This window comes from Halomonas sp. 3F2F (genome assembly GCF_014897805.1).
Taxonomy (GTDB): domain Bacteria; phylum Pseudomonadota; class Gammaproteobacteria; order Pseudomonadales; family Halomonadaceae; genus Vreelandella.
Genome location: NZ_JABUZE010000158.1, coordinates 1 through 24,565, shown reverse-complemented (window position 1 = coordinate 24,565; position 24,565 = coordinate 1). Strand labels below are relative to the sequence as shown.

19 protein-coding genes are annotated in these 24,565 nt (G+C 53.2%); 16 read left to right on the top strand and 3 right to left on the bottom strand.

Translation table 11 applies throughout. The annotated features are described in order from the left end of the window. Nucleotides 1-76: 76 nt before the first annotated feature. Together INT21_RS16545 and INT21_RS16540 are read right to left on the bottom strand one after the other, a co-directional pair. Complete coding sequence (locus INT21_RS16545; protein WP_193061707.1) at nucleotides 77-703, bottom strand: TetR/AcrR family transcriptional regulator; 627 nt, start codon at nucleotides 701-703, stop codon at nucleotides 77-79. A 177-nt stretch (nucleotides 704-880) separates the two neighbouring features. Continuing rightward, on the bottom strand, nucleotides 881-2,167 hold the full coding sequence (locus INT21_RS16540; protein ID WP_193061706.1) for an aromatic ring-hydroxylating oxygenase subunit alpha: 1,287 nt from the start codon (nucleotides 2,165-2,167) through the stop codon (nucleotides 881-883). Nucleotides 2,168-2,528: 361 nt separating this feature from the next. Here INT21_RS16540 and INT21_RS16535 point away from each other — a divergent pair, with 361 nt between their 5' ends. From INT21_RS16535 to INT21_RS16470, 14 genes are all read left to right on the top strand, one after another. Continuing rightward, entirely contained in the window at nucleotides 2,529-3,635 is a 1,107-nt protein-coding gene (locus INT21_RS16535; protein WP_193085489.1) for a hybrid-cluster NAD(P)-dependent oxidoreductase, read from the top strand. A gap of 305 nt (nucleotides 3,636-3,940) precedes the next feature. Beyond that, a complete protein-coding gene (gene glyA / locus INT21_RS16530; protein WP_193061704.1) occupies nucleotides 3,941-5,254 on the top strand; it encodes a serine hydroxymethyltransferase in 1,314 nt (437 codons plus the stop codon). A gap of 47 nt (nucleotides 5,255-5,301) precedes the next feature. After that, nucleotides 5,302-6,552, top strand: coding sequence for a sarcosine oxidase subunit beta family protein (locus INT21_RS16525; RefSeq protein ID WP_193061703.1), 1,251 nt, complete (start codon nucleotides 5,302-5,304; stop codon nucleotides 6,550-6,552). Nucleotides 6,553-6,577: 25 nt separating this feature from the next. After that, nucleotides 6,578-6,919, top strand: a complete 342-nt coding sequence (locus INT21_RS16520; protein ID WP_038480866.1) for a sarcosine oxidase subunit delta — start codon at nucleotides 6,578-6,580, stop codon at nucleotides 6,917-6,919. Next, nucleotides 6,916-9,966, top strand: coding sequence for a sarcosine oxidase subunit alpha family protein (locus INT21_RS16515; RefSeq protein WP_193061702.1), 3,051 nt, complete (start codon nucleotides 6,916-6,918; stop codon nucleotides 9,964-9,966). Before INT21_RS16520 ends, INT21_RS16515 begins: the two co-directional genes overlap by 4 nt. Beyond that, nucleotides 9,959-10,594, top strand: a complete 636-nt coding sequence (locus INT21_RS16510) for a sarcosine oxidase subunit gamma (RefSeq protein ID WP_193061701.1) — start codon at nucleotides 9,959-9,961, stop codon at nucleotides 10,592-10,594. Before INT21_RS16515 ends, INT21_RS16510 begins: the two co-directional genes overlap by 8 nt. A gap of 62 nt (nucleotides 10,595-10,656) precedes the next feature. Beyond that, the gene (gene purU / locus INT21_RS16505) at nucleotides 10,657-11,523 is read left to right on the top strand and encodes a formyltetrahydrofolate deformylase (protein ID WP_089039309.1); all 867 of its coding nucleotides are present in this window, start codon (nucleotides 10,657-10,659) and stop codon (nucleotides 11,521-11,523) included. Nucleotides 11,524-11,795: 272 nt separating this feature from the next. Further along, entirely contained in the window at nucleotides 11,796-13,178 is a 1,383-nt protein-coding gene (locus INT21_RS16500; RefSeq protein WP_193061700.1) for an L-serine ammonia-lyase, read from the top strand. Between the two features lie 454 nt (nucleotides 13,179-13,632). Continuing rightward, a complete protein-coding gene (locus INT21_RS16495) occupies nucleotides 13,633-14,565 on the top strand; it encodes a LysR family transcriptional regulator (RefSeq protein WP_193061699.1) in 933 nt (310 codons plus the stop codon). A gap of 219 nt (nucleotides 14,566-14,784) precedes the next feature. Beyond that, the gene (locus INT21_RS16490; protein ID WP_193061698.1) at nucleotides 14,785-16,251 is read left to right on the top strand and encodes a 2-hydroxymuconic semialdehyde dehydrogenase; all 1,467 of its coding nucleotides are present in this window, start codon (nucleotides 14,785-14,787) and stop codon (nucleotides 16,249-16,251) included. A 14-nt stretch (nucleotides 16,252-16,265) separates the two neighbouring features. After that, nucleotides 16,266-17,078: a 2-keto-4-pentenoate hydratase gene (locus tag INT21_RS16485; protein ID WP_226912910.1), complete on the top strand. Its 813-nt coding sequence runs from the start codon at nucleotides 16,266-16,268 to the stop codon at nucleotides 17,076-17,078. An 11-nt stretch (nucleotides 17,079-17,089) separates the two neighbouring features. Next, nucleotides 17,090-17,629: a Gfo/Idh/MocA family oxidoreductase gene (locus INT21_RS16480; protein WP_442311229.1), complete on the top strand. Its 540-nt coding sequence runs from the start codon at nucleotides 17,090-17,092 to the stop codon at nucleotides 17,627-17,629. Between the two features lie 578 nt (nucleotides 17,630-18,207). Continuing rightward, the gene (locus tag INT21_RS16475; protein WP_035565904.1) at nucleotides 18,208-18,531 is read left to right on the top strand and encodes a type II toxin-antitoxin system RelE/ParE family toxin; all 324 of its coding nucleotides are present in this window, start codon (nucleotides 18,208-18,210) and stop codon (nucleotides 18,529-18,531) included. 26 nt (nucleotides 18,532-18,557) lie between these two features. Then, a complete protein-coding gene (locus tag INT21_RS16470) occupies nucleotides 18,558-18,851 on the top strand; it encodes a helix-turn-helix domain-containing protein (RefSeq protein ID WP_039860777.1) in 294 nt (97 codons plus the stop codon). Nucleotides 18,852-18,947: 96 nt separating this feature from the next. Here the strand turns inward: INT21_RS16470 and INT21_RS16465 are convergent, their stop codons facing one another. Continuing rightward, nucleotides 18,948-21,248: a TOTE conflict system archaeo-eukaryotic primase domain-containing protein gene (locus INT21_RS16465; protein ID WP_442311560.1), complete on the bottom strand. Its 2,301-nt coding sequence runs from the start codon at nucleotides 21,246-21,248 to the stop codon at nucleotides 18,948-18,950. A gap of 213 nt (nucleotides 21,249-21,461) precedes the next feature. On the opposite strand from INT21_RS16465, the gene INT21_RS16460 reads away from it, so the two are divergent. Further along, entirely contained in the window at nucleotides 21,462-21,989 is a 528-nt protein-coding gene (locus INT21_RS16460) for a hypothetical protein (protein ID WP_193061696.1), read from the top strand. 1 nt (nucleotide 21,990) lies between these two features. Next, the gene (locus tag INT21_RS16455; protein WP_193085488.1) at nucleotides 21,991-24,480 is read left to right on the top strand and encodes a hypothetical protein; all 2,490 of its coding nucleotides are present in this window, start codon (nucleotides 21,991-21,993) and stop codon (nucleotides 24,478-24,480) included. Nucleotides 24,481-24,565 lie beyond the last annotated feature (85 nt).

Genomic DNA, 24,565 nt, shown 5'->3' with positions numbered 1-24,565 from the left:
TGTCAATTTAATGTTCATTGGTGTACGTTGGCGGGGCGGTAACTGACATAAACCCGTCGCTTATCGTATCGGCCGACTACTCTTCTATGTACCCATGGCGGGCATGGAAGCGTTGCAGCTCCCTTGCGTCAGGAGACTGGCCGGTGAATATTGCGACATAGGCGGGGATGCGCTGCATGCGTACTTTGATCGGCTCCTGCGTCTTCATCGAGATATAGCCGATCTGGGTTAGGTAGATCGTGCGGCCACGAACGTTGGCCGCCAGTGAATCATAACCGTAGCGCTGGAACATGCGTGTCAGGGCTTCGATACGTGTGGCATCGGCAGTCTCGATTTCACTCACCACCGGCGCCGACTGCAGTGCCCAACTGCGCATGGCGAACTCTAGCGGGGAGTCGAATAAGTTAGGGTCTAACCAGCAGTCGAAGACATTAAGCATCGCCTCGACGATATTCTCGGCATAAGCTTCAGTCTGATGCACTAGTCCCTGGGTGTTCTTTTCACGCCAGCGTGCGATCAGTGCTTCCAGCAGTGACTCACGGTCCTTAAAGAACCAGTAGAAACTGGTCCGAGAAAGCTTTAGGCGCTTGGCCAGGGGCAGAATGCGGACGCTATCGATGCCCGATTCCAGTAGCGTCTCAAACGCTGCATCAAGCCAGACGTCTTGGGAGCCCTTGGTGGCGGACGTATTGGGGGAGGGCATGGGGCTAACCTTTAGGAGTGTTGCGATGCAGTGTACACATGTGTCTTTTATGTGTACACGTGGTTAGCGTTCTCGGCTGAGTTCTGGTGAAGGTGACAATCAATCTCTATGCACGCCGCTAAACAAGTCTGGCCCGCATAAGCGGGCCAGATGGATGGGGAAATTACTCTGCAAACGTCAGCCTTGCGCTAACTGTAACACGGGAGCCTCGTGGCCTAGATTCTCAAGCATGCGGGCGGCGTACCAATTGACAAAGTCGATAACACCGAACTCATAGGTTTCGGAATAAGGCCCAGGCTGATAAGCCTTTGAGTTGATGCCGCGCTGGTTCTCTTCGGCGAGCTGGCGATCCTGGTCGTTGGTGGCATCCCATACTCGGCGAAGCTGCTCGGGATCGTAGTCGACGCCTTCTACGGCATCCTTGTGAACCAGCCATTTGGTGGTTACCACGGTTTGCTGCGGACCAATTGGCAATACGCGAAATACCACCGCGTGATCGCCCATGAAATGGTTCCATGAGTTGGGCAGGTGAAGGATACGCAGTGAGCCCATATCGGGGCTTGATAAACGTCCCATCAGTTTCTTGCTGCCGGGCTTACCATCCATTGTCATGGAGACAATGCCATCCAGCAGTGGCGTACGCGTCAGGCGGTTGCGTTTACCAAGCCGCTTTAACTGGTAGGGCACCTGCTCGGCATCCCAATCTGCTTGTTTACGTGCCACCAGCGCTTTATAAGCGGGTGTTGCGCGGGGGTCGTCGGTATCATCAAACTCCTGCAACGAATTAAGCAGTTCAGGGTGGGCGCCGTTACAGTGGTAGCACTCGCGGTTGTTTTCGATCACGAGTTTCCAGTTGGCTTGCTCGACGATGCTGGATTCGGTGGCAACCTTGACGTTGTCCATCTGGTACGGCTCGAGATAGTGCTCAAGCGTTGTCAGAAAATCGTCAATGGCAGGTGGTTCATCGCTCAGGTTGATAAAGATGAAGCCGCCAGCTGTTTGGACGTTGACCGGCTTGAGGCCAAACTGGTTGAGGTCGAAGTCAGTGCCCATGTCGCTACCGGCAAACAGCAATCGGCCATCAAGCTCGTAAGTCCACTGATGATACGGGCAGACGAGTTTTGCTACCTTGCCCTTATCTTTAACGCACAGACGCGAACCGCGATGGCGGCACACATTGTGAAACGCATGAATAACGCCTTCACTACCGCGCACAATAACAATGGGGTTGTCGCCAATATCCAAGGTGATGAAGTTACCCTTGGTGGGGATCTCGCATGTCATGCCTGCGAACAACCACTCTTTTTCGAAAATCTCTTGCATATCAAGAGCAAACAGTCGGGCATCGTTATAAAACGGTTGCGGAAGAGAAAAGGTACGCGCCCTTTCCTGCAGCATATGGGCCGTTGACTCACGAGCCGCAGTGAGTGGGTCGTCCATCATATTAGAAACACTTTTTTCCATACCAGTATCCTCGTAAACCTCCGCTTTCCCCTCAAGGGCTGCGTGGCGGCCGTTAGTCAAGATTGTTTATCTTGTTGTTCTGTTGCGTAACCTGGCGTTTTATTCGAATGGGGCCTGATGTCAGTGTCTGATTGTGTTGCAGGCTAACCCCTACCAGTTATCTGCCCGCGACATCAGGTGGCGTAACGGCGACTAAAGAAGAGCTTTCTAAGCAATAAAGAGTGGCACGAGGTAAGTGCGCGTCGTTGTCAGGTAAGTCGGCTAAGAGGAGCGTCCCCAAAATGCACATCAACGGTGCTGGGCTATAGCGAATATGGTTCGGTAATGCATAGCGATGAAGGCTGGTCAGGCAGAGGCGATAATGACAACTAATTTCTTTAACCCGGTCACGACCCAAACCTGGACTAACGGCCGCCACCAGGTACGTTGCGTTAAGGTGATCCAAGAAACCCAAGATGTACGCACGTTCTGTTTTATGGCGGAGCAACCCGTACTGTTCTTCTTCAAGCCTGGCCAGTTTGTGACCCTTGAGCTTGAGATCGATAATCAGCCGATCATGCGCTCCTATACAATCTCAAGCTCACCCTCTATTCCTTACAGCTTTTCGATCACTGTTAAGCAGGTGCCGGGAGGCAAGGTTTCCAATTGGCTGCATGCCAATTTAAAAATAGGCGACGAGCTGGTGGTGCATGGGCCAGTCGGTAACTTTAACTCGATCGACTTTCCCGCCGAGAAAGTGTTGTTCCTCTCTGGCGGTGTTGGCATTACCCCTTTAATGTCCATGACACGTTGGCTTTTTGATACTAATGCCGCTGTGGATGTTGAATTTATACATAGTGCTCGAGCTCCCCGCGATGTCATTTATCATCGTGAATTGGTGCATATGTTTTCGCGTATCCCCGAATTCAAACTGCATATTATCTGTGAGAGTAAAGAGGATATTGGTGAGGCATGGGCTGGCTACCGGGGGTATCTCACCGAGCCGCTGTTTGAATTAATGGTGCCGGACTTTATGGAGAGGGAGATCTTTTGTTGCGGCCCGACTCCCTACATGAACGCCATCAAGCGTATTTTGCAGCACCATAACTTTGATATGAGCCATTATCACGAAGAGTCGTTTGGCGCCATGCCTGTCGACGTTCGTGATGATGTGCGTGAGCTGGCCGAGCAAGCAGAAGTCGATGCTGAAAATGTTGATAGCAATGACTTGCACTGCATTGAGTTCGCATCGACCGGCAAAAGTGTGCGCATTCAGCCTGGCGAAACAGTGCATGCAGCCGCGGCGAAGTTGGGTCTGCATATCCCCAAAGCATGTGGTATGGGGATATGCGGTACTTGCCGTGTAGAGCTCAAGTCGGGGGAGGTAGATATGGAGCATAACGGGGGCATTACGGATGAGGATGTCGCAGAAGGATACATTCTATCTTGCTGCAGTCGTCCTAAAGGGGACCTCGTCGTCGATTTTTAACGCAGTCATTTTTTAATACTTCAGTAAAGCGCCCTTTATGGCTTTTGCCGTTTAGGGCGCTTTTTTATGGGTAATCAATGACGATCTATCTGCGCAGCCTGGCTAATTGATGTCGATGTCGCAAATGCATCGAGTGGTGACGTCAACAAGTATCTTGGGCTAGGAAACCAACGATAGTATCGCGGTAAGAAAACGTTGATAGGAACCTTGGTTGATAGAAACTCTGGTTGATAGAAAGCTTGGTTTGTCAGCGTTAAAGAGAACGTCCAGCACTTAATAAAAAAGTCACTCATCAGGAGGCGATAATGCTTCAAAGTAATTTTTCCCCAAAAGCACGTTTGGCCAGTTACGACAGTTTGCTTGCAGAAGCAATTGCTGAAGAAACGGTACGCCAAGAAGCGCATATTGAGCTGATCGCCTCCGAAAATTACACCAGTCAACTTGTCATGGAAGCGCAGGGTACCCAACTGACTAACAAGTATGCGGAAGGCTATCCAGGCCGTCGCTACTACGGTGGTTGTGAATTCGTCGACAAGGTTGAGGCCTTAGCCATTGAACGTGCCTGCAACTTATTTAGTGCCAATTATGCCAATGTGCAGCCGCATTCCGGTGCTCAGGCAAATGCCGCTGTGTTTATGGCGCTGGTCAAACCTGGCGATACTATTCTAGGTATGAGCCTTGCCCACGGCGGCCATTTAACCCACGGCGCCGCCCCGAACTTCTCGGGCAAACACTACAACGCTGTTCAGTACGGCCTCAAGCCGGAAACCGGTGAGATCGATTACGAAGAAGTTGAGCGTTTGGCCCGTGAGCATCAGCCGAAAATGATCATTGCCGGTTTCTCTGCCTACTCTCGCGTGGTGGATTGGCGTCGTTTCCGCACTATCGCTGATGAAGTGGGTGCTTACTTAATGGTCGACATGGCCCACGTTGCAGGTTTAGTGGCAGCTAACCTTTATCCGAGCCCGCTGCCTCATGCCCACGTCGTCACCACGACTACCCACAAAACGCTGCGTGGCCCCCGCGGTGGTCTGATTCTGTCTGCGGATGGCGACGAGGCGCTCTACAAAAAGCTTAATGGTGCGGTCTTCCCAGGCCAACAAGGTGGCCCATTGATGCATGTTATCGCGGCGAAAGCGGTGGCGTTCAAGGAAGCCATGAGCCAGGAGTTTGTGCGTTACCAGCAGCAGGTGATTGACAACGCCCAAGCCATGGCCAACGTATTCATGGAGCGCGGCTATGATGTCGTGTCGGGTGGTACCGAAGATCATCTTTTCTTAGTCTCGCTTATCCAGCAGGGCGTCACGGGTAAGGATGCGGATGCCGCATTGGGCCGCGCGCATATCACCGTTAATAAGAACACGGTGCCCAACGACCCGCAGAGCCCCTTCGTGACATCGGGTCTACGTATTGGTACCCCCGCGGTCACCACGCGTGGCTTCAATGCCCAAGAGTGTGGCGAACTAGCTGGCTGGAGTTGCGACATCCTAGACGTATTAGCTGCTGGGAGTGATACCGCTGCCATCGAGGCCGAGGTGCTGGCTAAAGTGAGTGACGTGTGTGCCCGGCACCCTGTCTATGCTGAAGCTGTCGCTGAAGCCGTCGAATCTATTGCTTGAATCGGCTTGCCGGCAAGGCCCGGCGCGGCTGAACTAAGGAGACCACTATGCAACGCTATTCCGGCTTCGGCCTGGTCAAGCACGCGCTGAGCCACCATGAAAACTGGGAGCGCCAATGGCGCAATCCCACGCCTAAAAAGCAGTACGATGTGATCATCGTCGGTGGTGGTGGCCACGGTTTGGCCACGGCTTACTACTTGGCCAAAGAATTCGGTGTCAAGAATGTCGCGGTGATCGAGAAGGGCTGGTTGGGCGGTGGTAATACCGCCCGTAATACGACTATCGTGCGTTCGAACTACTTATGGGACGAATCGGCTGCCCTTTACGAACATGCCATGAAGCTGTGGGAAGGGCTTTCCCAAGACCTTAACTACAACGTCATGTTCTCCCAGCGAGGGGTGCTCAACCTGGGGCATACCCTGCAAGATATGCGCGATATCCAGCGCCGGGTTAACGCGAATCGCCTAAACGGCATTGATGGCGAAGTGCTGGACACCAGGGGTGTGCAGGCGCTGGTGCCAATCATGGATTGTTCCAAGAATGCTCGCTATCCAGTGATGGGCGCTTCCTGGCAGCCGCGTGCTGGGGTAGCGCGGCATGATGCTGTGGCCTGGGGCTATGCGCGCGGTGCTGATGCTCACGGGGTGGACATCCTCCAGCAGACCGAAGTTACCGGCTTCAAAATCCGTGACGGTAGGATCTACGGTGTGCACACCAACCGTGGCGATATCGAAGCCAAGACAGTGGGCTGTGTGACCGCCGGTAATTCTGGTGTGTTGGCCAATATGGGCGGCTTTCAGTTGCCTTTGGAATCTCACCCGCTACAAGCCCTGGTCTCCGAGCCGATCAAACCGATTCTCGATACCGTGGTGATGTCTAATCACGTACATGGCTATATCAGTCAGTCTGATAAAGGCGACCTAGTCATCGGCGCTGGCATTGACGGCTATAACGGCTATGGTCAGCGCGGTAGCTATCCTACCGTGGAACACACCCTTCAGGCGATCGTCGAGATGTTCCCGATCTTCTCTAGGGTGCGTATGAATCGTCAGTGGGGCGGTATTGTCGATACCTGTCCGGATGCCTGTCCGATTATCTCTAAAACACCGGTGAAGGGGTTGTTCTTCAACTGTGGTTGGGGCACGGGTGGCTTCAAAGCTACTCCAGGATCGGGTCACGTGTTCGCTGCCAGCTTGGCTAAGGGTGAGATGCACCCCATTGCTGAGCCGTTCTCCATGTTCCGCTTCCATAGCGGTGCGCTGATTGATGAGCACGGCGCCGCCGGCGTGGCCCACTAGGGTTCATACGAGAGGAGTATTCGTCATGTTTTATATCTATTGCCCCTACTGCGGCGAGCACCGTGAGGAAGAGGAGTTTCACCCCAAGGGCCAGGCGCATATTGAGCGACCCAAAGAGCCCGAGGCGTGTAGCGATGAAGAGTGGGGGAACTACCTTTTCTTCCGCAACAACCCCAGAGGGGTGCATCACGAAATGTGGGTGCATGCGGTAGGTTGCCGCAAGTTCTTCAACGTGACGCGTCATACGGTGAGCTACGAGATTCTCGAGACCTACAAAATGGGCGAGCAGCCGACGATAACTGCCGACAGCCAAAAGCAGCCTCGCGAGGCGGCAGCGGTAAGCCATCAGGAAGGAGTGCGGGCATGAGTCAGTCTAAGCAACAAGTGTTCCGCCTAAAGGCAGGCGGCCGAATCGATCGCTCTCGCACGTTGAGCTTTACCTTTAACGGTCAGCGTTACCAAGGGCATCCTGGAGATACCCTGGCTTCGGCGCTGCTGGCTAACGGTGTGGATATCGTTAACCGCAGCTTTAAGTATTCCCGCCCCAGAGGCATCGTCGCCGCAGGCGCTGAAGAACCCAATGGCATTGTTCAATTAGGCAGTACCGAAGCGGCACAGGTGCCCAATGTTCGCGCTACCCAGCAAGCACTGTTTGATGGATTAGCCGCCTGTAGCACCAACGGTTGGCCTAATGTACAGCGCGACTTGATGGGCTTGATAGGCAAGTTAGGTGGGCAATTTATGCCGCCGGGCTTCTACTACAAGACGTTTATGGCACCAGCGTCGATGTGGCTGACCTACGAAAAGTACATTCGCAAAGCGGCAGGTCTGGGCCGTAGCCCTATGGAAGCCGATCCAGACAGCTATGACCACCTTCATCAACACTGCGATGTGCTGGTCGTTGGCGCTGGCGCGGCTGGCTTGTCTGCAGCATTGGCTGCTGCCCGTGGCGGTGCGCGGGTGATCGTTGCCGATGAGCAAGAAGAGATGGGCGGCTCACTGTTGGGTAGCCGCGAAACTCTGGATGGCAAGTCGGCAGACCAGTGGGTTGCTCGAGTGCTTGAAGAGCTAGCCGGATGTGACAACGTCACACTGCTGCCACGCACCACGGCTAACGGTTATCACGATCACAATTTTGTGACACTGTACGAGCGGCGTACTGAGCATCTGGGCGAAACGGCGCCTGTCGTCAATGGCCGCCGCCCGGTACGCTCCCGCATGCATCGAGTTCGCGCTGGTCAGGTGATCTTAGCCACAGGCGCTCACGAGCGGCCATTGGTGTATGCGGGAAATGACGTTCCAGGCAACCTACTGGCAAGCGCTGTTTCTACCTACATTCGACGCTATGGTGTCGTGCCAGGTCGCCAACTGGTGCTCTCTACCAGCAACGATGATGGCTATCGCGCCGCCTTAGACTGGAAGGAAGCAGGCTGCGAGGTGGTGGCGGTTGTTGATGCCCGCGAAGCACCTGCAGGGGATTGGGTCGATGCCGCCCGCGCCCAAGGTATCAAGATCATCACCGGCAGTGCCGTTATCGAGGCGAAAGGCAGCAATCGAGTCACTGCCGCACGGGTGGCCAAGATCGATATTGGCGCTTACCGAGTCAGCGGCCCAGTCCAGGAATTGGCCTGCGACACTATTGCTAGCTCAGGTGGCTATAGTCCGGTCATCCACTTGGCTTCCCATACCGGCGCGCGGCCTACTTGGCGTGACGATATCCTCGGCTTTGTACCAGGGCTAGTGAAGGGCGTTCATGCCTGCGGTGGCGCTAATGGCACCTATGCGTTGGGAGACGTACTTGCTGAGGGGGTTGAGGCTGGTATTAAAGCAGCGGCAGCCACAGGCCACGCGGCTCAGCCGGTTAACCTGCCTAGCGTTGAACGTCTCCAGCAGGGGCCTGCGGTGGCACTTTTCCAGGTTCCCCATGAGAAACCCACGCTGCGCGGGCCGAAGCAATTCGTTGACCTGCAGAACGACGTCACTGCGGCGGGCATCGAACTGGCTACCCGGGAGGGCTTTGAGTCTATCGAGCATATTAAGCGCTATACCGCGATGGGTTTCGGTACCGACCAAGGCAAGTTGGGCAATATTAACGGTATGGCCATTGCAGCTCGCTGCCTGAATCGCTCCATCCCCGAGGTGGGCACCACGGTATTTCGGCCAAATTATACGCCGGTGACCTTTGGCGCCATTGTGGGTCGCCACTGCCGTGATCTGTTCGATCCCGAGCGCTATACCGCTCTTCATCAGTGGCACGTTGAGCGCGGCGCCGAGTTTGAGGATGTCGGTCAGTGGAAGCGTCCCTGGTACTACCCACAGAAGGTGAATGGCAAGACCGAGACCATGCACGAAGCGGTCGCCCGGGAATGTTTAGCGGTGCGCGAGAAAGTGGGTATTCTCGATGCTTCGACGCTTGGCAAGATCGACATTCAAGGGCCGGATGCACGTGAATTCCTGGCGCGTGTCTATACCAACAAGTGGGAGAAGTTGGCAGTTGGTAAGTGCCGTTATGGCTTGATGTGCAAAGATGATGGCATGGTCACCGATGACGGTGTGACTAGCTGTCTTGCTGAAAATCACTTTTTGATGACCACCACCACCGGTGGTGCAGCAGCGATATTGGAATGGTTGGAGTTATGGCATCAGACCGAGTGGCCAGAACTGGATGTCTACTTCTCTTCAGTGACTGACCACTGGGCCACCATGACGATCACTGGCCCCGAAGCACGCAAACTGCTGGCTGAGATGACGGATATCGATCTCGACCGCGATAGCTTTAAGTTTATGGAGTGGCGTGCTGGAAAAGTGGCCGGGGTGCCTGCGCGTGTTTATCGGATCTCCTTTACCGGTGAGTTGACCTTTGAGATTAACGTTCAAGCCAACTACGCCATGCACGTGTGGCAGACCCTGTTCAAGCATGGCGAAAAGTATGGCTTGACGCCCTACGGCACAGAGACCATGCACGTCCTGCGTGCTGAAAAAGGCTTTATTATCGTTGGCCAGGAAACCGACGGCTCGGTAACGCCGGAAGACCTGGGCATGCAGTGGTGCGTAGGTTACGACAAGCCTTTCTCATGGATTGGTAAGCGAGCCCTGACGCGAACGGATACCAAGCGCGAAAACCGCAAGCAGCTAGTGGGGCTCAAACCGAAGGACCCTACGGTGGTGCTGGAAGAGGGCGCCCAGATTGTGTTTGATCCCAAGCATGCGATCCCAATGCCGATGGCAGGGCATGTGACCTCAAGCTACTACAGCCCAATTCTGGACTCTGGATTTGCCTTAGCGGTGGTTAAGGGCGGCCTCAAGAAAATGGGCGAAACCGTCTATCTGCCCATGGCAGACGGCCAAGTTCACGAAGCCGAAATTGTCAGCACCATTTTTTATGATCCCAAGGGAGAGCGCCAAAATGTCTAATGCGGCCACTTTCGATACCCGTACTGATACCGCTATCCCGGTAGAGTCTCCGTTAGCCTTTAGCTACCGTCATAGCGGCGCTCCTCGTGCTGGTAGTTCAAGTCGGGTTCAGCTACGCGAGCGGGCAATGCTTGGGCATCTGATCTTACGAGGCGGTGCTATCGTTCTCGATGAGGCGGTGCGCGATGTGCTGGGGATTAGTCTGCCTGGCAAGCCCCAGGCGCTAGTGCAGGATGCCAGCGGCGAGCGGTCCATTCAGTGGCTTTCCCCTGACGAGTGGCTGGTGATTGTGCCTAGCGGTGAGGAATTCCCGCTAGAGACGCAGCTGCGGGAGCGTTTGGGGGATTCCCATTACGCCATCAGCGATGTCAGCGGTGGGCAGACGGTGTTAGAGATTACCGGAGAGGCGGCCCGCGAGCTGTTGATGAAAGCGGTGATCTACGACGTTCATCCCCGCCATTTTCCCGTGGGCAAAGGTGTTACTACCGTTTTCGCCAAGGCCACGACCATCCTTCGTCGGCCCAGTGAGGAGCGTTGGGAGTTAGTCGTGCGGCGCAGTTTTGCCGACTACTGCTACCGCTGGCTACTGGATGCAGCAGCAGAGTATGGCGTGAACGTAGAACAATAAGCAGGCAGGCCGAAACGCTGTTTCGGCCGCTATCTTCTGCCGCTAACAGAGATACATGCATTATGAGCCGAATGAGTGATACCTGGATACTTGCCGCCCAATGCCCAAGCCGTTTGGGAACGGTGGACGTCGTCACGCGCTTTTTAAAAGAGCAGCAGTGCTATATCACTGAGCTTAACTCTTTCGATGACCGGCTTGGCGGACGCTTTTTCATTCGTGCCGAGTTTCGTCCAGAGCGAGACGACTTCCATGAAGAGCGCTTCCACGCCGATTTTACAGCGCGGGCAGGCGAATTCGATATGCAGTTTGAGCTGACGGCGCCGGGCAAACGCACAGGCGCCGTGATTATGGTCTCCAAGGCCGATCACTGCTTGAATGATCTGCTCTACCGTTATCGGACGGGCCAGCTTCCGCTGGATATCAAAGCGGTGATTTCCAACCATCCTGATCTGGAGCCGTTGGCAGCATGGCACGATTTGCCCTATCACTACCTGCCGATCACGCCCGAGACGAAATTGCAGCAGGAAGCGCAGATACGCGAAATCATCGCGGATACTGACGCTGAGCTGGTGGTGCTGGCAAGGTATATGCAGGTACTCTCCCCCTCAATGTGTGAACTATTAGCCGGGCGCGCTATCAATATTCATCACTCGCTACTGCCCGGTTTTAAAGGCGCTAAGCCTTATCATCAGGCGTACGAAAAAGGCGTCAAGCTAGTGGGGGCAACGGCACATTATATTAATAATGACCTTGATGAAGGGCCAATTATTGCTCAAGGGGTCGAGCCAGTGGATCACACCCACTACCCAGAGGATCTGGTTGCCAAGGGAAGGGATATCGAGTGCCTGACGCTGGCTAGAGCGATTAGCTATCACTTGGAACGTCGTGTGTTCTTTTATTCTGGGCGTACAGTGGTGTTTGGTAACTAAGGTTTTTTGCTTATAGCTATTAACGATAAATACACACAGTTATAGCGCGCTTTTATAACGGGGCTACTGTCAGCACCAAGCGTTTTTTAGTTCGCTAGGTAGCCCTTAGTTATGTATAAGCATGCTAATGCGTGCTTAAGAATTTCGGTTTATAAAAATAAAAACTTATCCATAAAAGATAGTTTCGTTTTATTTTTCATCACATCAATAACTTATTAAAACTTTCAGGCGCCGCCTGAGTTTCCCCTGTTTATACGTCAAGAGGTGCTCCAATGCCTATCAGTGTTTTCGACCTTTTTAAGATTGGAGTAGGCCCCTCCAGTTCCCATACCGTAGGGCCCATGCAGGCCGCTTTTAAGTATGTTACATCACTACGCGAAGCCGACCTTCTTGATGAAGTGGCCCGTCTAGACGTTCATCTTTATGGCTCACTGTCAGCGACGGGTATAGGGCACGCAACGGATCACGCGATTATTATGGGGCTAATGGGTGAGCGCCCCGACACGATTGATCCTTTGATTATTGGGCCATCTATTGCGTCGCTTAAAGAGAGTCAGTTATTAGAACTTGGACGCCAAAAAAAAATTGCTTTTGATTGGAATCGCGATATTTATTTCCATGAAGAGAGTTTGCCTCATCATCCTAATGCCATGCGGCTTGCTGCCTTTACACATCAAGGTGAGTTGCTGCATGAAAATATCTACTACTCGGTAGGGGGCGGTTTTGTTGTTGAACAAGCCCAGGTGGATATGCCGTTAGAGGACTTTGATGGGGCAACTATTCCCTACAACTTCGATACAGCTGAAGAACTGCTAGCATTATGTAAAAAAGAGCAGCTGAGTATTAGCCGCTTAATGCTAGAGAATGAGAAAGTATGGCGGACGGAAGACGAGGTCAGAAATGAGCTATGGCGAATCTGGCAAGTCATGTGTGAATGCATTGACAACGGGTTAGCCCATGAAGGGATATTGCCGGGTGGGTTAAACGTGAAGCGCAGAGCTAAGCTATTGCATCAGCGGCTTTTAGCCGCTGAGCAGAATGATTGCCTAATCGCATCGACATTTTCAGCAATGGAGTGGGTCAATATTTTTGCCCTCGCGGTTAATGAAGAGAATGCCGCAGGAGGGCGCATGGTAACGGCGCCCACTAACGGCGCTGCAGGCATTATTCCCGCCGTTCTGCACTACTATATGAAATTTCAGCCCAACGCCTGCGAGAAAAACGTCGTGGATTTTCTGCTAGCGGCAGGTGCCATTGGCATTCTCTGTAAGAAGAACGCGTCGATATCAGGGGCAGAGGTGGGCTGCCAGGGGGAAGTGGGCTCGGCGTGCGCCATGGCGGCAGCTGGCTTAGCGGATGTGATGGGAGGAACGCCCGAGCAAGTAGAGCATGCGGCCGAAATCGGCCTGGAACACAATTTAGGATTAACCTGCGACCCGGTGGGAGGGCTGGTTCAGGTGCCGTGTATCGAGCGCAACGCTATTGCCACCGTAAAAGCCATTAATGCAGCGCAAATGGCATTGCACGGTGATGGTACTCACTTTATATCGTTGGATAAGGTCATTCGCACTATGCGCGACACGGGGAGGGATATGCTTGATAAATATAAGGAAACATCCAAAGGTGGACTGGCCGTCAATGCTATTGAATGCTGATCGCTAATGTATTCGGCAGGGTAGTTAAATTATCAGTCGTTTGGGTGCGCTTCATTGTCGGCATGCCTAACACCGATGACTCCCAAGAAGATTTACTTGATGGCGTTGGTGTTGCGGCGTCAGGACCAATGGCAGAGATGATGCGAGCCCCGGCTATTACGGTATTCAGCTTCTGAAACGTTAGTGCCATGCTGGCAGTATGAAGCCGCTACTTTTTAGTAGCGGCTTTTCTATGTTGGAGTGTTGCAGCATGAGCTTTTCCAACAATACTTGAGAAATTATTGATACTCATACCATTAGTAGGGTGTACTTACGGTTATCCACTTTTCGAGTGGTTGCTCCATGGAAATGTGACTGGCTCTAACGCTGGCAGCGTTGTTTTGCACGGCATGACCATGTTCCCTGGAGGTTTACTTGTCTCAAGATTACCAACCACTCGGTATGCCATAAAGCTATGAAATACACAGATTCCTCTATTACGCGTAAGTTAAAATTTCATCAGCTAATGGTCTTTGAGCAGGTCGTTTTAAGCGGCTCAATGCTACGAGCTTCCCAGGTGCTCAATCTGACACAGCCAGCCGTTAGCAAAGTGATACATGATTTAGAAGTGTATTTTGACAGCCCGCTTCTCGTCAGGGGAAACCGAGGGGTAGTTCCCACTGAGCTAGGTGAGCTTGTTTTGAAACGTGCAAAGCTGCTGATGGCAGAGCTGCGTAGTCTGACAGACGAAGTGAATGCTTTTCAGGAGGGAACTAGCGGTCATGTCGTCGTCGGCACGTTGATTTCGGCTTCAGTTTCCTTACTTCCAAAAGCAATTCAGTTGCTTAAGCAAAGAGCACCCAACGTCATGGTATCTTTGCGTGTCGGCCAGATGGATCAACTGTTTCCGGCAGTGGAAGTGGGCGACGTTGACTTAGTGGTTGGACGTGTCCCTGATGATTGGCGTTGGCGAGATGAGGCTAATAGCCTTACGGTGGACACTCTCTACAGTGAAGAGTTATGCATAGTCGCTGGCTCGAAACATCCCCTACACGAAAGCCAATCGCTGACCCTTGAGAAGTTACATTCTTTTCCATGGGTTCTGCCTACTCGAGAGTCATTACTAAGACGTACTGCCGATAAGCTTTTTGCTGAAGAGGGTTTGTCTGTTCCCAGCAATGTGGTGGAGTCTTTATCCATTCTGACGAATTTAACCTTGATGCAAGATCAAGAAACCGTTGCGTTGATGCCTTACGAGGCGGCTTCGCCTTTCGCAGAGGCGGGGCTACTCAAGGTTTTTAAGCTTGGAAAGTCGCTGGCTTTTGGCGATATCGGTTGCTTTTCCGCTTCTGGTCGAGAGTTAGGCCCTGCTGCAAAACTGTTTCGTGAGTGCCTCAAGGAAGCGTGACTTCAGTGAATTTCTGCGCTCAGAGTTCTATGGCTATGAGTTTACAACGCTTATATAACCAGATGCCCTTTTGGATTAGCGGTTTGATGGGGGCTGGGCGCTGGTAATGCCAGGTATTCCTTTTTTAAATATCTAATGGGTTTTTATTGATTATGAAATGATATCTGCTCTGCCTACACTCTTTCCGAAATGAATTAAAACAACGTTTCGGAGACAACCGTGTCGACCACAGCTCCCCAGCTTCTCAATTATGTCGGCGGTGAATTTCTTGCCACCGAACAGACTTTCCCCAATATCTCACCCATTGATGGCCGTTTGCTGAGTCAGGTCTGTGAAGCCGACGAAGCCTTAGTGGGGCGCGCCGTTAGTGCCGCCAAAGCCGCCCAAACCGGCCCTTGGGGCCGCACCAGTGCCAGTGAACGAGCCGATGTGCTGATGCGCATCGCCGCGGGTATCGAGAGCCGTTTTGATGAATTTGTGGCCGCTGAAGTGGCCGACACCGGTCGTCCGGTAGAGCAGGCCCGTCGTCTGGATATCGCGCGTGGTGTGCACAACTTCCGTACCTTTGCTGAGCTTATCCGCCAGTCTGGCGGCGACTACTTCGAGATGCGTGCTCCCGACGGCAGCGATGTTTTCAGCTACTCGGTGCGTAAACCCCACGGTGTGGTTGCGATTATCTCCCCCTGGAACCTACCAATGCTGTTGCTCACCTGGAAGGTGGCACCCGCACTGGCTTGCGGTAACTCGGTAGTGGTTAAGCCCTCTGAAGAGTCTCCCTCCACAGCTACTCTGTTGGCCGAAGTGATTCATGACGCGGGGCTGCCTGAAGGCGTATTCAACCTGGTCCACGGCTTCGGTCCAGGCTCTGCCGGTGAGTTTTTGACCAAACATCCCGACGTAGACGCTATCACCTTTACCGGTGAATCTCGCACCGGCAGTGAAATCATGAAGGTGGCCGCCGAGGGTGTTCGTGACGTTTCCTTCGAATTGGGCGGCAAGAATGCCGCCGTGGTCTTCGCTGACTGCGACTTTGAGGCGGCGGTGGCTGGCGTGGCCCGCTCCAGTTTCACCAATGCCGGTCAGGTGTGCCTCTGCTCCGAGCGAGTCTATGTAGAGCGTCCTATTTTTGAGCGTTTCGTGGCCGCTCTCAAGGAGAAAGCCGAAGGGCTCAAAATCGGCTATCCGGACGAGCCCGGTGTTGATATGGGTTCAATGATCTCTCGCCAGCATCGCGAGAAGGTACTCAGCTACTTTGAATTAGCTCGGGAAGAGGGCGCCACAGTGGTGACTGGCGGCGAAGTGCCAACGTTTGGCGATGCTCGCGATCAGGGGGCTTATGTACGACCAACTATCTGGACCGGCCTGTCAGACGATGCTCGTTGTGTCCAGGAGGAGGTCTTTGGCCCTGTCTGCCATATCGCCCCCTTCGACCGTGAGGATGAGGTGATCGAGCGGGTTAACAATACCGTTTATGGCCTGGCAACAGCCCTCTGGACCCAGGATCTGGGCCGTGCCCACCGAGTTTCCCGTCAGTTCCATGTGGGCATGGTGTGGATCAATACCTGGTTCCTGCGCGACTTGCGCACGCCCTTCGGAGGAGCGCGGCTTTCTGGCCTTGGCCGCGAGGGTGGCCGCCATTCCCTCGATTTTTATTCCGAACTGACCACCATCTGCGTTAACCCGTGAGCGAGGAGATTGCTATGCATACTGCCCTGATCGAGGCCGCAGAGTGCCTCAGCCAAGCCCAGGCGACGGGACAACCCTGTAAGCCGGTGCGTGAGCTGATTGCCCGTGCCCAGGTGGAGGAGAACGCCGCTGACCCGGTGGCCTTAGCCTATACCGTCCAGCAGCACAACACTCGCCTAGCCCGGAAGCAGGGGCGTCGCCAAGTGGGCTTCAAGGTAGGGCTTACTTCCCGCTCCGTTCAGCAGCAGTTAGGGGTGAATCAGCCTGATTTCGGAGTGCTTTTCGCCGATATGGCGGTGGGGGACGGTCAGCCTATCGCAGTGGATGCCGTGCTTCAGCCCAAAGTGGAAGCGGAGATCGCTCTGGTGCTGGCGCATGACTTGGATCACGAGCGCCATACCTTAGCGGATCTGATTCGGGCTACCGCCTTCGTTTTACCTGCCATTGAAGTGGTGGGGAGTCGCATTGCTAACTGGGATATCCGCCTTGAGGACACCATCGCCGACAACGCCTCATCGGGCTGTTTTGTACTCGGCAGCCGTCCAGTGACGCTGGAAGCCCTCGACTTAGTGCGTTGCGGTATGAAGATGACCTTGCGCGGTGAGCCAGTGTCAGTGGGTGCGGGTGCTGCCTGTCTCGACAATCCCTTGAATGCCGCCGTATGGCTGGCCGATACCATGGCCCGCTTTGGGGAGCCGTTGCGCGCTGGTGACATCCTGCTTACCGGTGCTCTCGGCCCCATGGTGCCCGCAGCTGCAGGCGATATCTTTCACGCCGAAATACAAGGCCTGGGTGGTGTGACCGCTGCTTTCGCCAAGCCACAATGAGAGAAAAGATCATGAGCAAAAAAGTCAAAGTGGCCATCATTGGCTCCGGCAATATCGGCACCGATCTGATGATTAAAATTCTGCGGCACGGCCAGTATCTTGAAATGGGAGCCATGGTGGGAATTGATCCGGCCTCGGACGGTTTGGCGCGCGCCCAGCGCTTCGGCGTCCCTACGACTGCCGAGGGAATTGATGGTCTGCTGGCTATGGAGAATGTTGACGACATCAAAATCGTCTTTGACGCCACTTCTGCTGGCGCCCATAAGCGTCACAACGAGATGCTACAAGATCGCGGCATCAACGTCATCGACCTGACTCCGGCAGCCATTGGTCCCTATGTGATTCCGTCGATCAATATGGATGAGCATCTGGACGCCCCGAATATCAATATGGTTACGTGTGGCGGCCAAGCCACCATCCCCATGGTAGCAGCAGTTGCCCAGGTTGCTAGGGTGCACTATGGCGAGATAGTCGCCTCTATTTCCAGTAAGTCTGCTGGCCCGGGTACCCGCGCCAAGACCGGATTTGAACCGATGACCTTCGGGTTATGAGCTGGATTGATTTGATTTTCTTAGCGCTGCTTTATTTGTTGTTAATTTGTCTAAATAGCCTGCTATATAAGGGTTTCCGTCGGTTTTTGAAATGCTGTCTAGGTAATTTAAGGTCAATCTAGCACGCTAAAGAGTGTCACAAAATAAAATGTAAAATTTACAGCATAAATGACCGTTAGGCTGCTGCTGAGGTCGGCAGCGGGTTAGCCGGACTCTGAAACCGGCGAGACTGGCATCATAGGTTTTGTCAGAACGGATTGTTTGGTATGCCAGTTCCCGTGAGATGGCGCTGGGCGGATGTTCCAATTGTCGGGCGATGGTTCGGATTTAGTAGTGAACCCGCATCTGCATGATGGCGGCTCGGTCTTCAGTAGAGAGGTCGCAATAGCAATGAGTCGTGGCAAAACCATACCGGAGGGTCAGATATTGCATTTGGTCATTGAGACCGCCAACCCAAGTGCGAATAGTCAACGGCATCTTATTGGTGATACGGCTACAGTGGAAGCAGCTTGAAGCATTCGATTGATGAGTTTATTATATCTGAACTGATATAAATTTATGGCAGTTAAGGAGCCAGCGTGGCGCGCAAGAAACCTGTTGCATTCGTTGGAGACTCGAAGGATCGGCTGCGCGACTTCTCTCTGGACGCCAAGCGAGAAGCGGGGTTTCAGATAGACAAGATTCAGGCTGGAGGCCAGCCGGACGATTTCCGCCCAATGCCAAGCGTTGGCCCTGGTGTCATGGAAATCCGCATTCGGGAACACAACGGCGCCTTTCGGGTCTTCTACGTGGCCAACCGGGGCGACGCGGTATTTGTGCTCCACTGCTTCCAGAAGAAAACCCAGCAGACCGCCAAAAAAGACATCGACTTGGGCAAGCAGCGATACAAGGAGCTGCCCTGAGCCCAACCACCAAGCGAGGTTAGAAAATGGCCATCGAGTATTACGACAGTGTGTGGGACGCCATCGAGGACACTCCTGAAGAGGCGCTGAACATGCGGCTGCGCTCCGAGCTCATGGCGAGGATTGCTGGCCGTGTAAGGGAGTGGGATATTACTCAGAAAGAGGCTGCACATCGGCTGGGAATCACCCAACCCCGCCTCAACGACTTGCTGAACGGCCAGATTAATAAGTTCAGTCTCGATGCTTTGGTCAACCTGACGGGGCCAGCTAACTTCCATCTCGAACTGGAGATTGAAGACGAGAAGGAAGTAGCCGCCTGAGAGTGACCAGATAAACTGGGTTCAGCTAGACAAGTGAAGAAATTCTTGGCCTCAGTTCACTTGATGAGCTTTTAACGACTGACTGCCTCTCAAAGGCTAAAGCAATCTGGTTTGCCCGGAAGCGATAAACTTATACCCCATAGCCTTATAGCCTTTCTCACGCTTTCGGAACATTCGCTCAAGCATAGGCAGGCCAGTATCCAAGTAATCATAGACAGTGACTTCTAGTTTGCCTTCGGTGTCTCGATGGAGTCTGCCTGCATACTGTGACAGCGTTCCTTTCCATGCGATGGGCAGAGCTAAAAACAGGGTGTCCAGTCGAGGCAAGTCAAAGCCTTCTCCAATGTATTTCCCAGTTGCAACGATGACTTGAACCCTATGCAACTCTTTTTCTGCCAACTGGCGCTCTTTGACGCGCATCCCACCACGTAAGATAACTGACGATATGGATTCAGCATCCAGCAGTGTCGCCAAGGTCTCGGCATGTTCTCGTCGTTCCGTCAGCACAAGGCAATTTGCTTGGTTGTGCGCACAGCTTGCAACATCCTGAACAATGGCCTCATTTCGGGCGCTGCTCTGGGCAAGCCAATGGTAAACCGATGCGATATGGGGCCGCACACTAGGCTGGCAGATGTGGGTGGGTGGCGTTTCGTGATGCTCTCGAACAATGACGTGTTGGATAAATCGGTTACTGTGGTGCGCCTGGGCTTTGTGACGAATGGGCCCTGCAACCATCAACATGATTTTTTGGTGGCCATCCTGACGATCAGGCGTTGCTGTCAAACCAATGACGTATCGAGCGCTGACCTCATTAAGCAACATCTCGTAACGTGGCGCTGAGATATGATGGCATTCATCGATGATGACTTGCCCGTACTCCTTGACCTGCTTCGAGACTGTATTGTCTTTCTTATTGATCAAGCTTTGGTAAGTGGCAACGTCGACCTGCCCAGTAGGTTTCTTTTTACCGCCGCCAATTACACCGATGAGCGCACCCTCAAGGAAGGTGTCGAGTCGCTCCTTCCATTGATCAAGTAGCTGACGACTGTGCGTGAGGATCAGTGTGTTGACTTGCCGCCTGGTTATCACGCCAATAGCCGTTACGGTTTTACCGAAAGCGGTCGGTGCATGAAGTATTCCGGTATCGTGTTGGATAAGTGCCTGCACCGCCTTGTCCTGGTCGCTACGCAGCGTTGCTTTTAGGCTGACTCCAGGTAAAAACTGGCCTGATATTCTACGGTCATCAATGTCCACCGTGATTCCCTGTTTCAGCAGCAGATCTTGAAGCTCATCCAAGCAGCCTCTGGGAATAGAAAGATAACCTTGCTCAATATGGGCGCATGATATGTAGCGAGGGATGCCATGCGTCGAGAAACGAAGCGACTGTGTTTTGAAAAATACAGGATTAGCAAAGCTGGCCATTCGCTTTATTCGTGTCGCCAATGTTCCTGGAATGCCTGATAACTTTATATAAATGTGACTGGTCAGGATGAGCGTGATGCTTTCAGGACATCCAGAAAGCTTCCCTGTATCAACCGGTAACGTTGACTCCCACGGCAACACAGTATCTACAGTCACACCGGAATTAGCCTCATTGCCGATCAGCTCTTCAAGTTGAGCTGATGCAAGTGTCTGTTGCTGACTGAGCAGTGCCCATTGATCCGGGTATGGCGCAAAGTTGTCGTCGACGAAGACGGTGCATCCGCGACTTCGCGCCTCGTGTTGAAGCGGCAGGGCAATCAGATTGCCAAACCCACCATCAGGCATGGTGTCTTGGTTGGGAAATAGCCGGTCATAGGAGTCGAAGGATAAGCCTGGATGAAGCTCCATGGCCTTATCCAACAATTTGAATCCCAACCTCCTCGCTGACGAAGCTTGAACAGCTTCTGAAAAGAAAACCCATAGATGGGCACCCGCACCGGACCGAGAAACCTCCATAAGATAGGGTACGCCTTCACCACGACAGGCCTGGGCTAGTGCACGAACATTCGCTTTCCAGTCCCCCTTATCAAAATCCGCCGCCAGCAAGTAACAAGAGCTATCCGGCAGTAAAGGGTAAAGGCCGGTCACATGTTTGCCAGACAGGTGGTCATAAACTGCATCAAAATCGAGGGGCTTGAAATTTTTGTGTCGACATTCTCCGCACTTGATCCTTGGTTTCTGACAGATGACCGGCATCCACTCGTTCGCACAAGCGACAGCATAGCCGGAACGACCGCCGGAACTCTGCCAGCGAACCGCATAAACATCCTGCCTGCCTCGAAAGAGTTTTCGGTATACTTCAACTTTCTGGCCAGGGGTGAGTAGCGGTAAATCATGTCGGTTTGCAGAGCGATACAGCTCTTGCTTTCGAGAAAGGAGAGCAGCCTTTTCTTGTTCAAGCTCTGATAGTCTCAGCTCAATAGTGACGAGTTCTTGATCTGTACGGATACCTACCTCGTGCCCAGTAAAGCTATAGGGGTCTACGGTTTAACAGGTTAGAGACGCTTATTTGTAGTCTAGCTTATCGTCAGCACTCGGCTGACAGACCACACTCGTCACCATAAAAATTTACGGCGATCTATTTTGATATAATAGTAATGCATTGGACTGACAACACTGAGGCATGGTGTGACAAAGTTGGTAATATCGAAGATCAAACCCCCTTCCGGAGCGCTCGCTGAGATCGAGCGAGTCAACATTAACATTGCCAATCAATTGCCCGTGTCGTCATGGCTGGATGCTGAATTAGCCGATACCTTACTTGCCTACCATCCCGTTTCTGTGCAAAAGGTATCGAGGCATTACGAAGTGGTCAGTGGATTTCGCGCGTTTCATGCCGTTAGTGCCTTGCTGGATCCAGAGGCTTCCATCTCGGTAGGCATCACAGATGCTCACGAATCTGATCTGGTCAGAGGAGCGTTGTTTGAGCTTATTAGCCATAGCCTGATGCACTGTCCTGAGGCTGTGGATGCGAAAGAGCGCGTCTATCGACAGTTAAAAGAGCTCTCCATTACGCTGCGTAAGACGCACGGCATCAAGGTGCCTAAGAGTCTGTCCACACGCAATCTAAAGGCATTAATGGGACTAGAAGAGCGCCGCATCACGCATTCAAGGAAGCGAAAATCAGAACTCCAGCGGATCATGGAGTCCCAGTGACATGGTGATGCAAGCAGATTTGGAGAAATTGGCAACTTTGAGTAGCGTGGAGCTTTCCAGAATAGAAAAGCTGCTTGCGCTGCTGAAAGCGCCGGATGATCTAACCCACCTTCTCCTAGTTATGGAAAACTTGAACCGTGCTTTACAAGCAGTTCAAAGAAGCCAAAAAATTCGGGAGGATCTTGATGATGCGACCGAGAAAAAGGAGGAGAAAGGCCTCTTTCATTACCTTCCTGTCATTACCCAGATTATCGCCGTGCTGAAGGGATTTGATCGCGAAAGCTGCCCAGAGACGTGGTTAGATCAGTCGGGGAAGCAGCGCGGCATTATCAATGACCACCCTGAATGGGCGATGCTGATTCTTACCCCCGATGCTGAGTGCTATGGCAATGATGCGTATTGGCAGCATACCGGTGTAGTTATGGCGTGCTCAGCCGTTCAGCGAAAGCGGCACCAAGCGCATATTGGTTCCGAAATCACCGCTGCTTGTCGTGATATCCGGACGATTGGCAATGGCAAGAAGTCTCTCGGGCTGTTGGTAGAGATTGAGATGGACGCCACGCTCAAAAGCTACCGTCAACAATATTTGCTAAAGAGCGACGAGATCCTCGAGCCGCTGTCGGGTATCGAGCTGCTCGTTCGAAAAGTACTCGACCATAAGGGAAAGACGAGAGACGGTGGAGGTGGGGGTGGCCACCCGGCCCGAACGATCGAGCGGCGCGTTGATGTGTCGGATTCGGATGACGAGGAAAATGAGGGGCCAGAAAAGTCGATGCAACTGTTGGAATCGGCCGGTGACGAGCAGGCGCAGGGCCGTCAGCGTGCCGCCGGTTTGCACCCCAAAGAATCCCAGACACTGCGTGCTGTTTCCTTCACGGAAAGTAAAGCATCACCGACATTAGGGTTTGATCTAAGGGACTTGATCCGGCGCCAGAGCAGCCGTATCCAACATATCAGCCAGTCCAACCAGAGGCTTCCTTTTCGCTACGCCAGCTTAAGTCGGGTCGAGCTATCGCTGGCAGCGAAAGCAGCTTTCGAGCTATTTACGGGCCGAGGCCGCTTTGAAAAGCGTGATGACGAAGATGTCTATGCCGGTCTACTGCTGCTGTTGATGATCTGGCTTGGACGTCCCGTCGAGCAGATTCTGGGGATGCGGGTCTATAACCATCGACATGAGCTACCGAAACACCGCAAGGACGTACTCGCTTTTTTGATTGAAGAGCACGCCTTTGTGCTCCTCATTCCGTCGCCGGAGTGGCGTAACAGTCTCCAGGACGACGCAAAGAAACTGCTCTTTACAGCCGGTGGGAGCACGCCTGCATTGGTGGATGAGGTGGTAGTGGTCGCCAGTCCCGTGCGGATGGGGAAGTTTATCTCGCGTCTCAGCTTGGTGCGGAAAAGTCGGACAAAATATCGCGAATTGTTTCCCGAATGGCGTCATGGCGGCATTGAGGAGGCAATGCGGGTGGCGGTTTCAAAGATCAACCGCACCCACCGTATGCGGCTGACACCCCGTCGGATCAGTCAAGCGCTATTCGATGAGATCGTCGGCCACTCCAGCGATTGGGTTGATGCTTACCTGTTGACCGGGCACCGTTTCACCGTCGCTGATGTGGCCGCACATTATTACAGCGTGCCGGCTGGCTATCTTGAGACACTCTATCATGCTGCTGCTGTTTCGCTGCGTAACAGCATCTATCAGTACCTTAGCGTGGAAGAGAAGCATTACTACGCCTTCAAACAAGTCGTTCAAAACAAGGGTGACCATGGCAGTAAGCTGAACCTCAAACCGATATTGCTGACACGCCTGGTCAAACACTTGAAAGGCGAACTGCGGGCAGCTAGGCGTCTTCAGCCTGGGGAGGAGAGTTGGCGACAAACGCATAATCACTACGTGGCTTATATCGCTTTCTGGATACTGTTCGCGACGGGCTACCGTGCTGTCAATGACTTGGTTTTTCGCTGGCGGGAAATCGACTTTGCGTCCGGTTTTCTGGCCATTTCCGACAAGGACGACGAAGCGATGAGTCAGGCACGGGTGGTTTGGCTGTTGCCGGAGTTGCGTGATCAAATACGCCAGTATGCGAGCCACTTGGAAGTGCTACAGGCCCGGTTTTATCAACGTGCGTCTCTTTACGAGCACCTCGAAGCAGTGTTGAGTGAGCCTCAGCCAGACGTGCCGCTGATGTTTTTTATCAGTGACAGCTGGCAGATGGTTCAGCTTTCTCCAGAGAATCTGCGGCGCCACGTACCGCTCTTTACGCTGCCAGTCAACGCAAGTCGGCACTATCTTCGCAGTGCTTTGCGTGCTGAAGGGGTTCGTGGCGAACTGGTTAATGCCTTTATGGGGCACGCTCAACAAGGGCAGGAGCCGTTTGGCGCTTTCTCTACCTTGACCCCCGTGGAAATGTTTCGGGAGCTAGCGCCTGTCCTCAGTAAAATGCGCCGGGAAGCGGGATGGACAGTGCAGCAGGGGCTAGCGGATGACTGATCATGTCGAGGAAGTTTGGAGCGGCTGGAAGCTAATACAAGGTAAGCGTTCATTCCAAGGCGTTCTGCCACTCCGGTAAATTTCT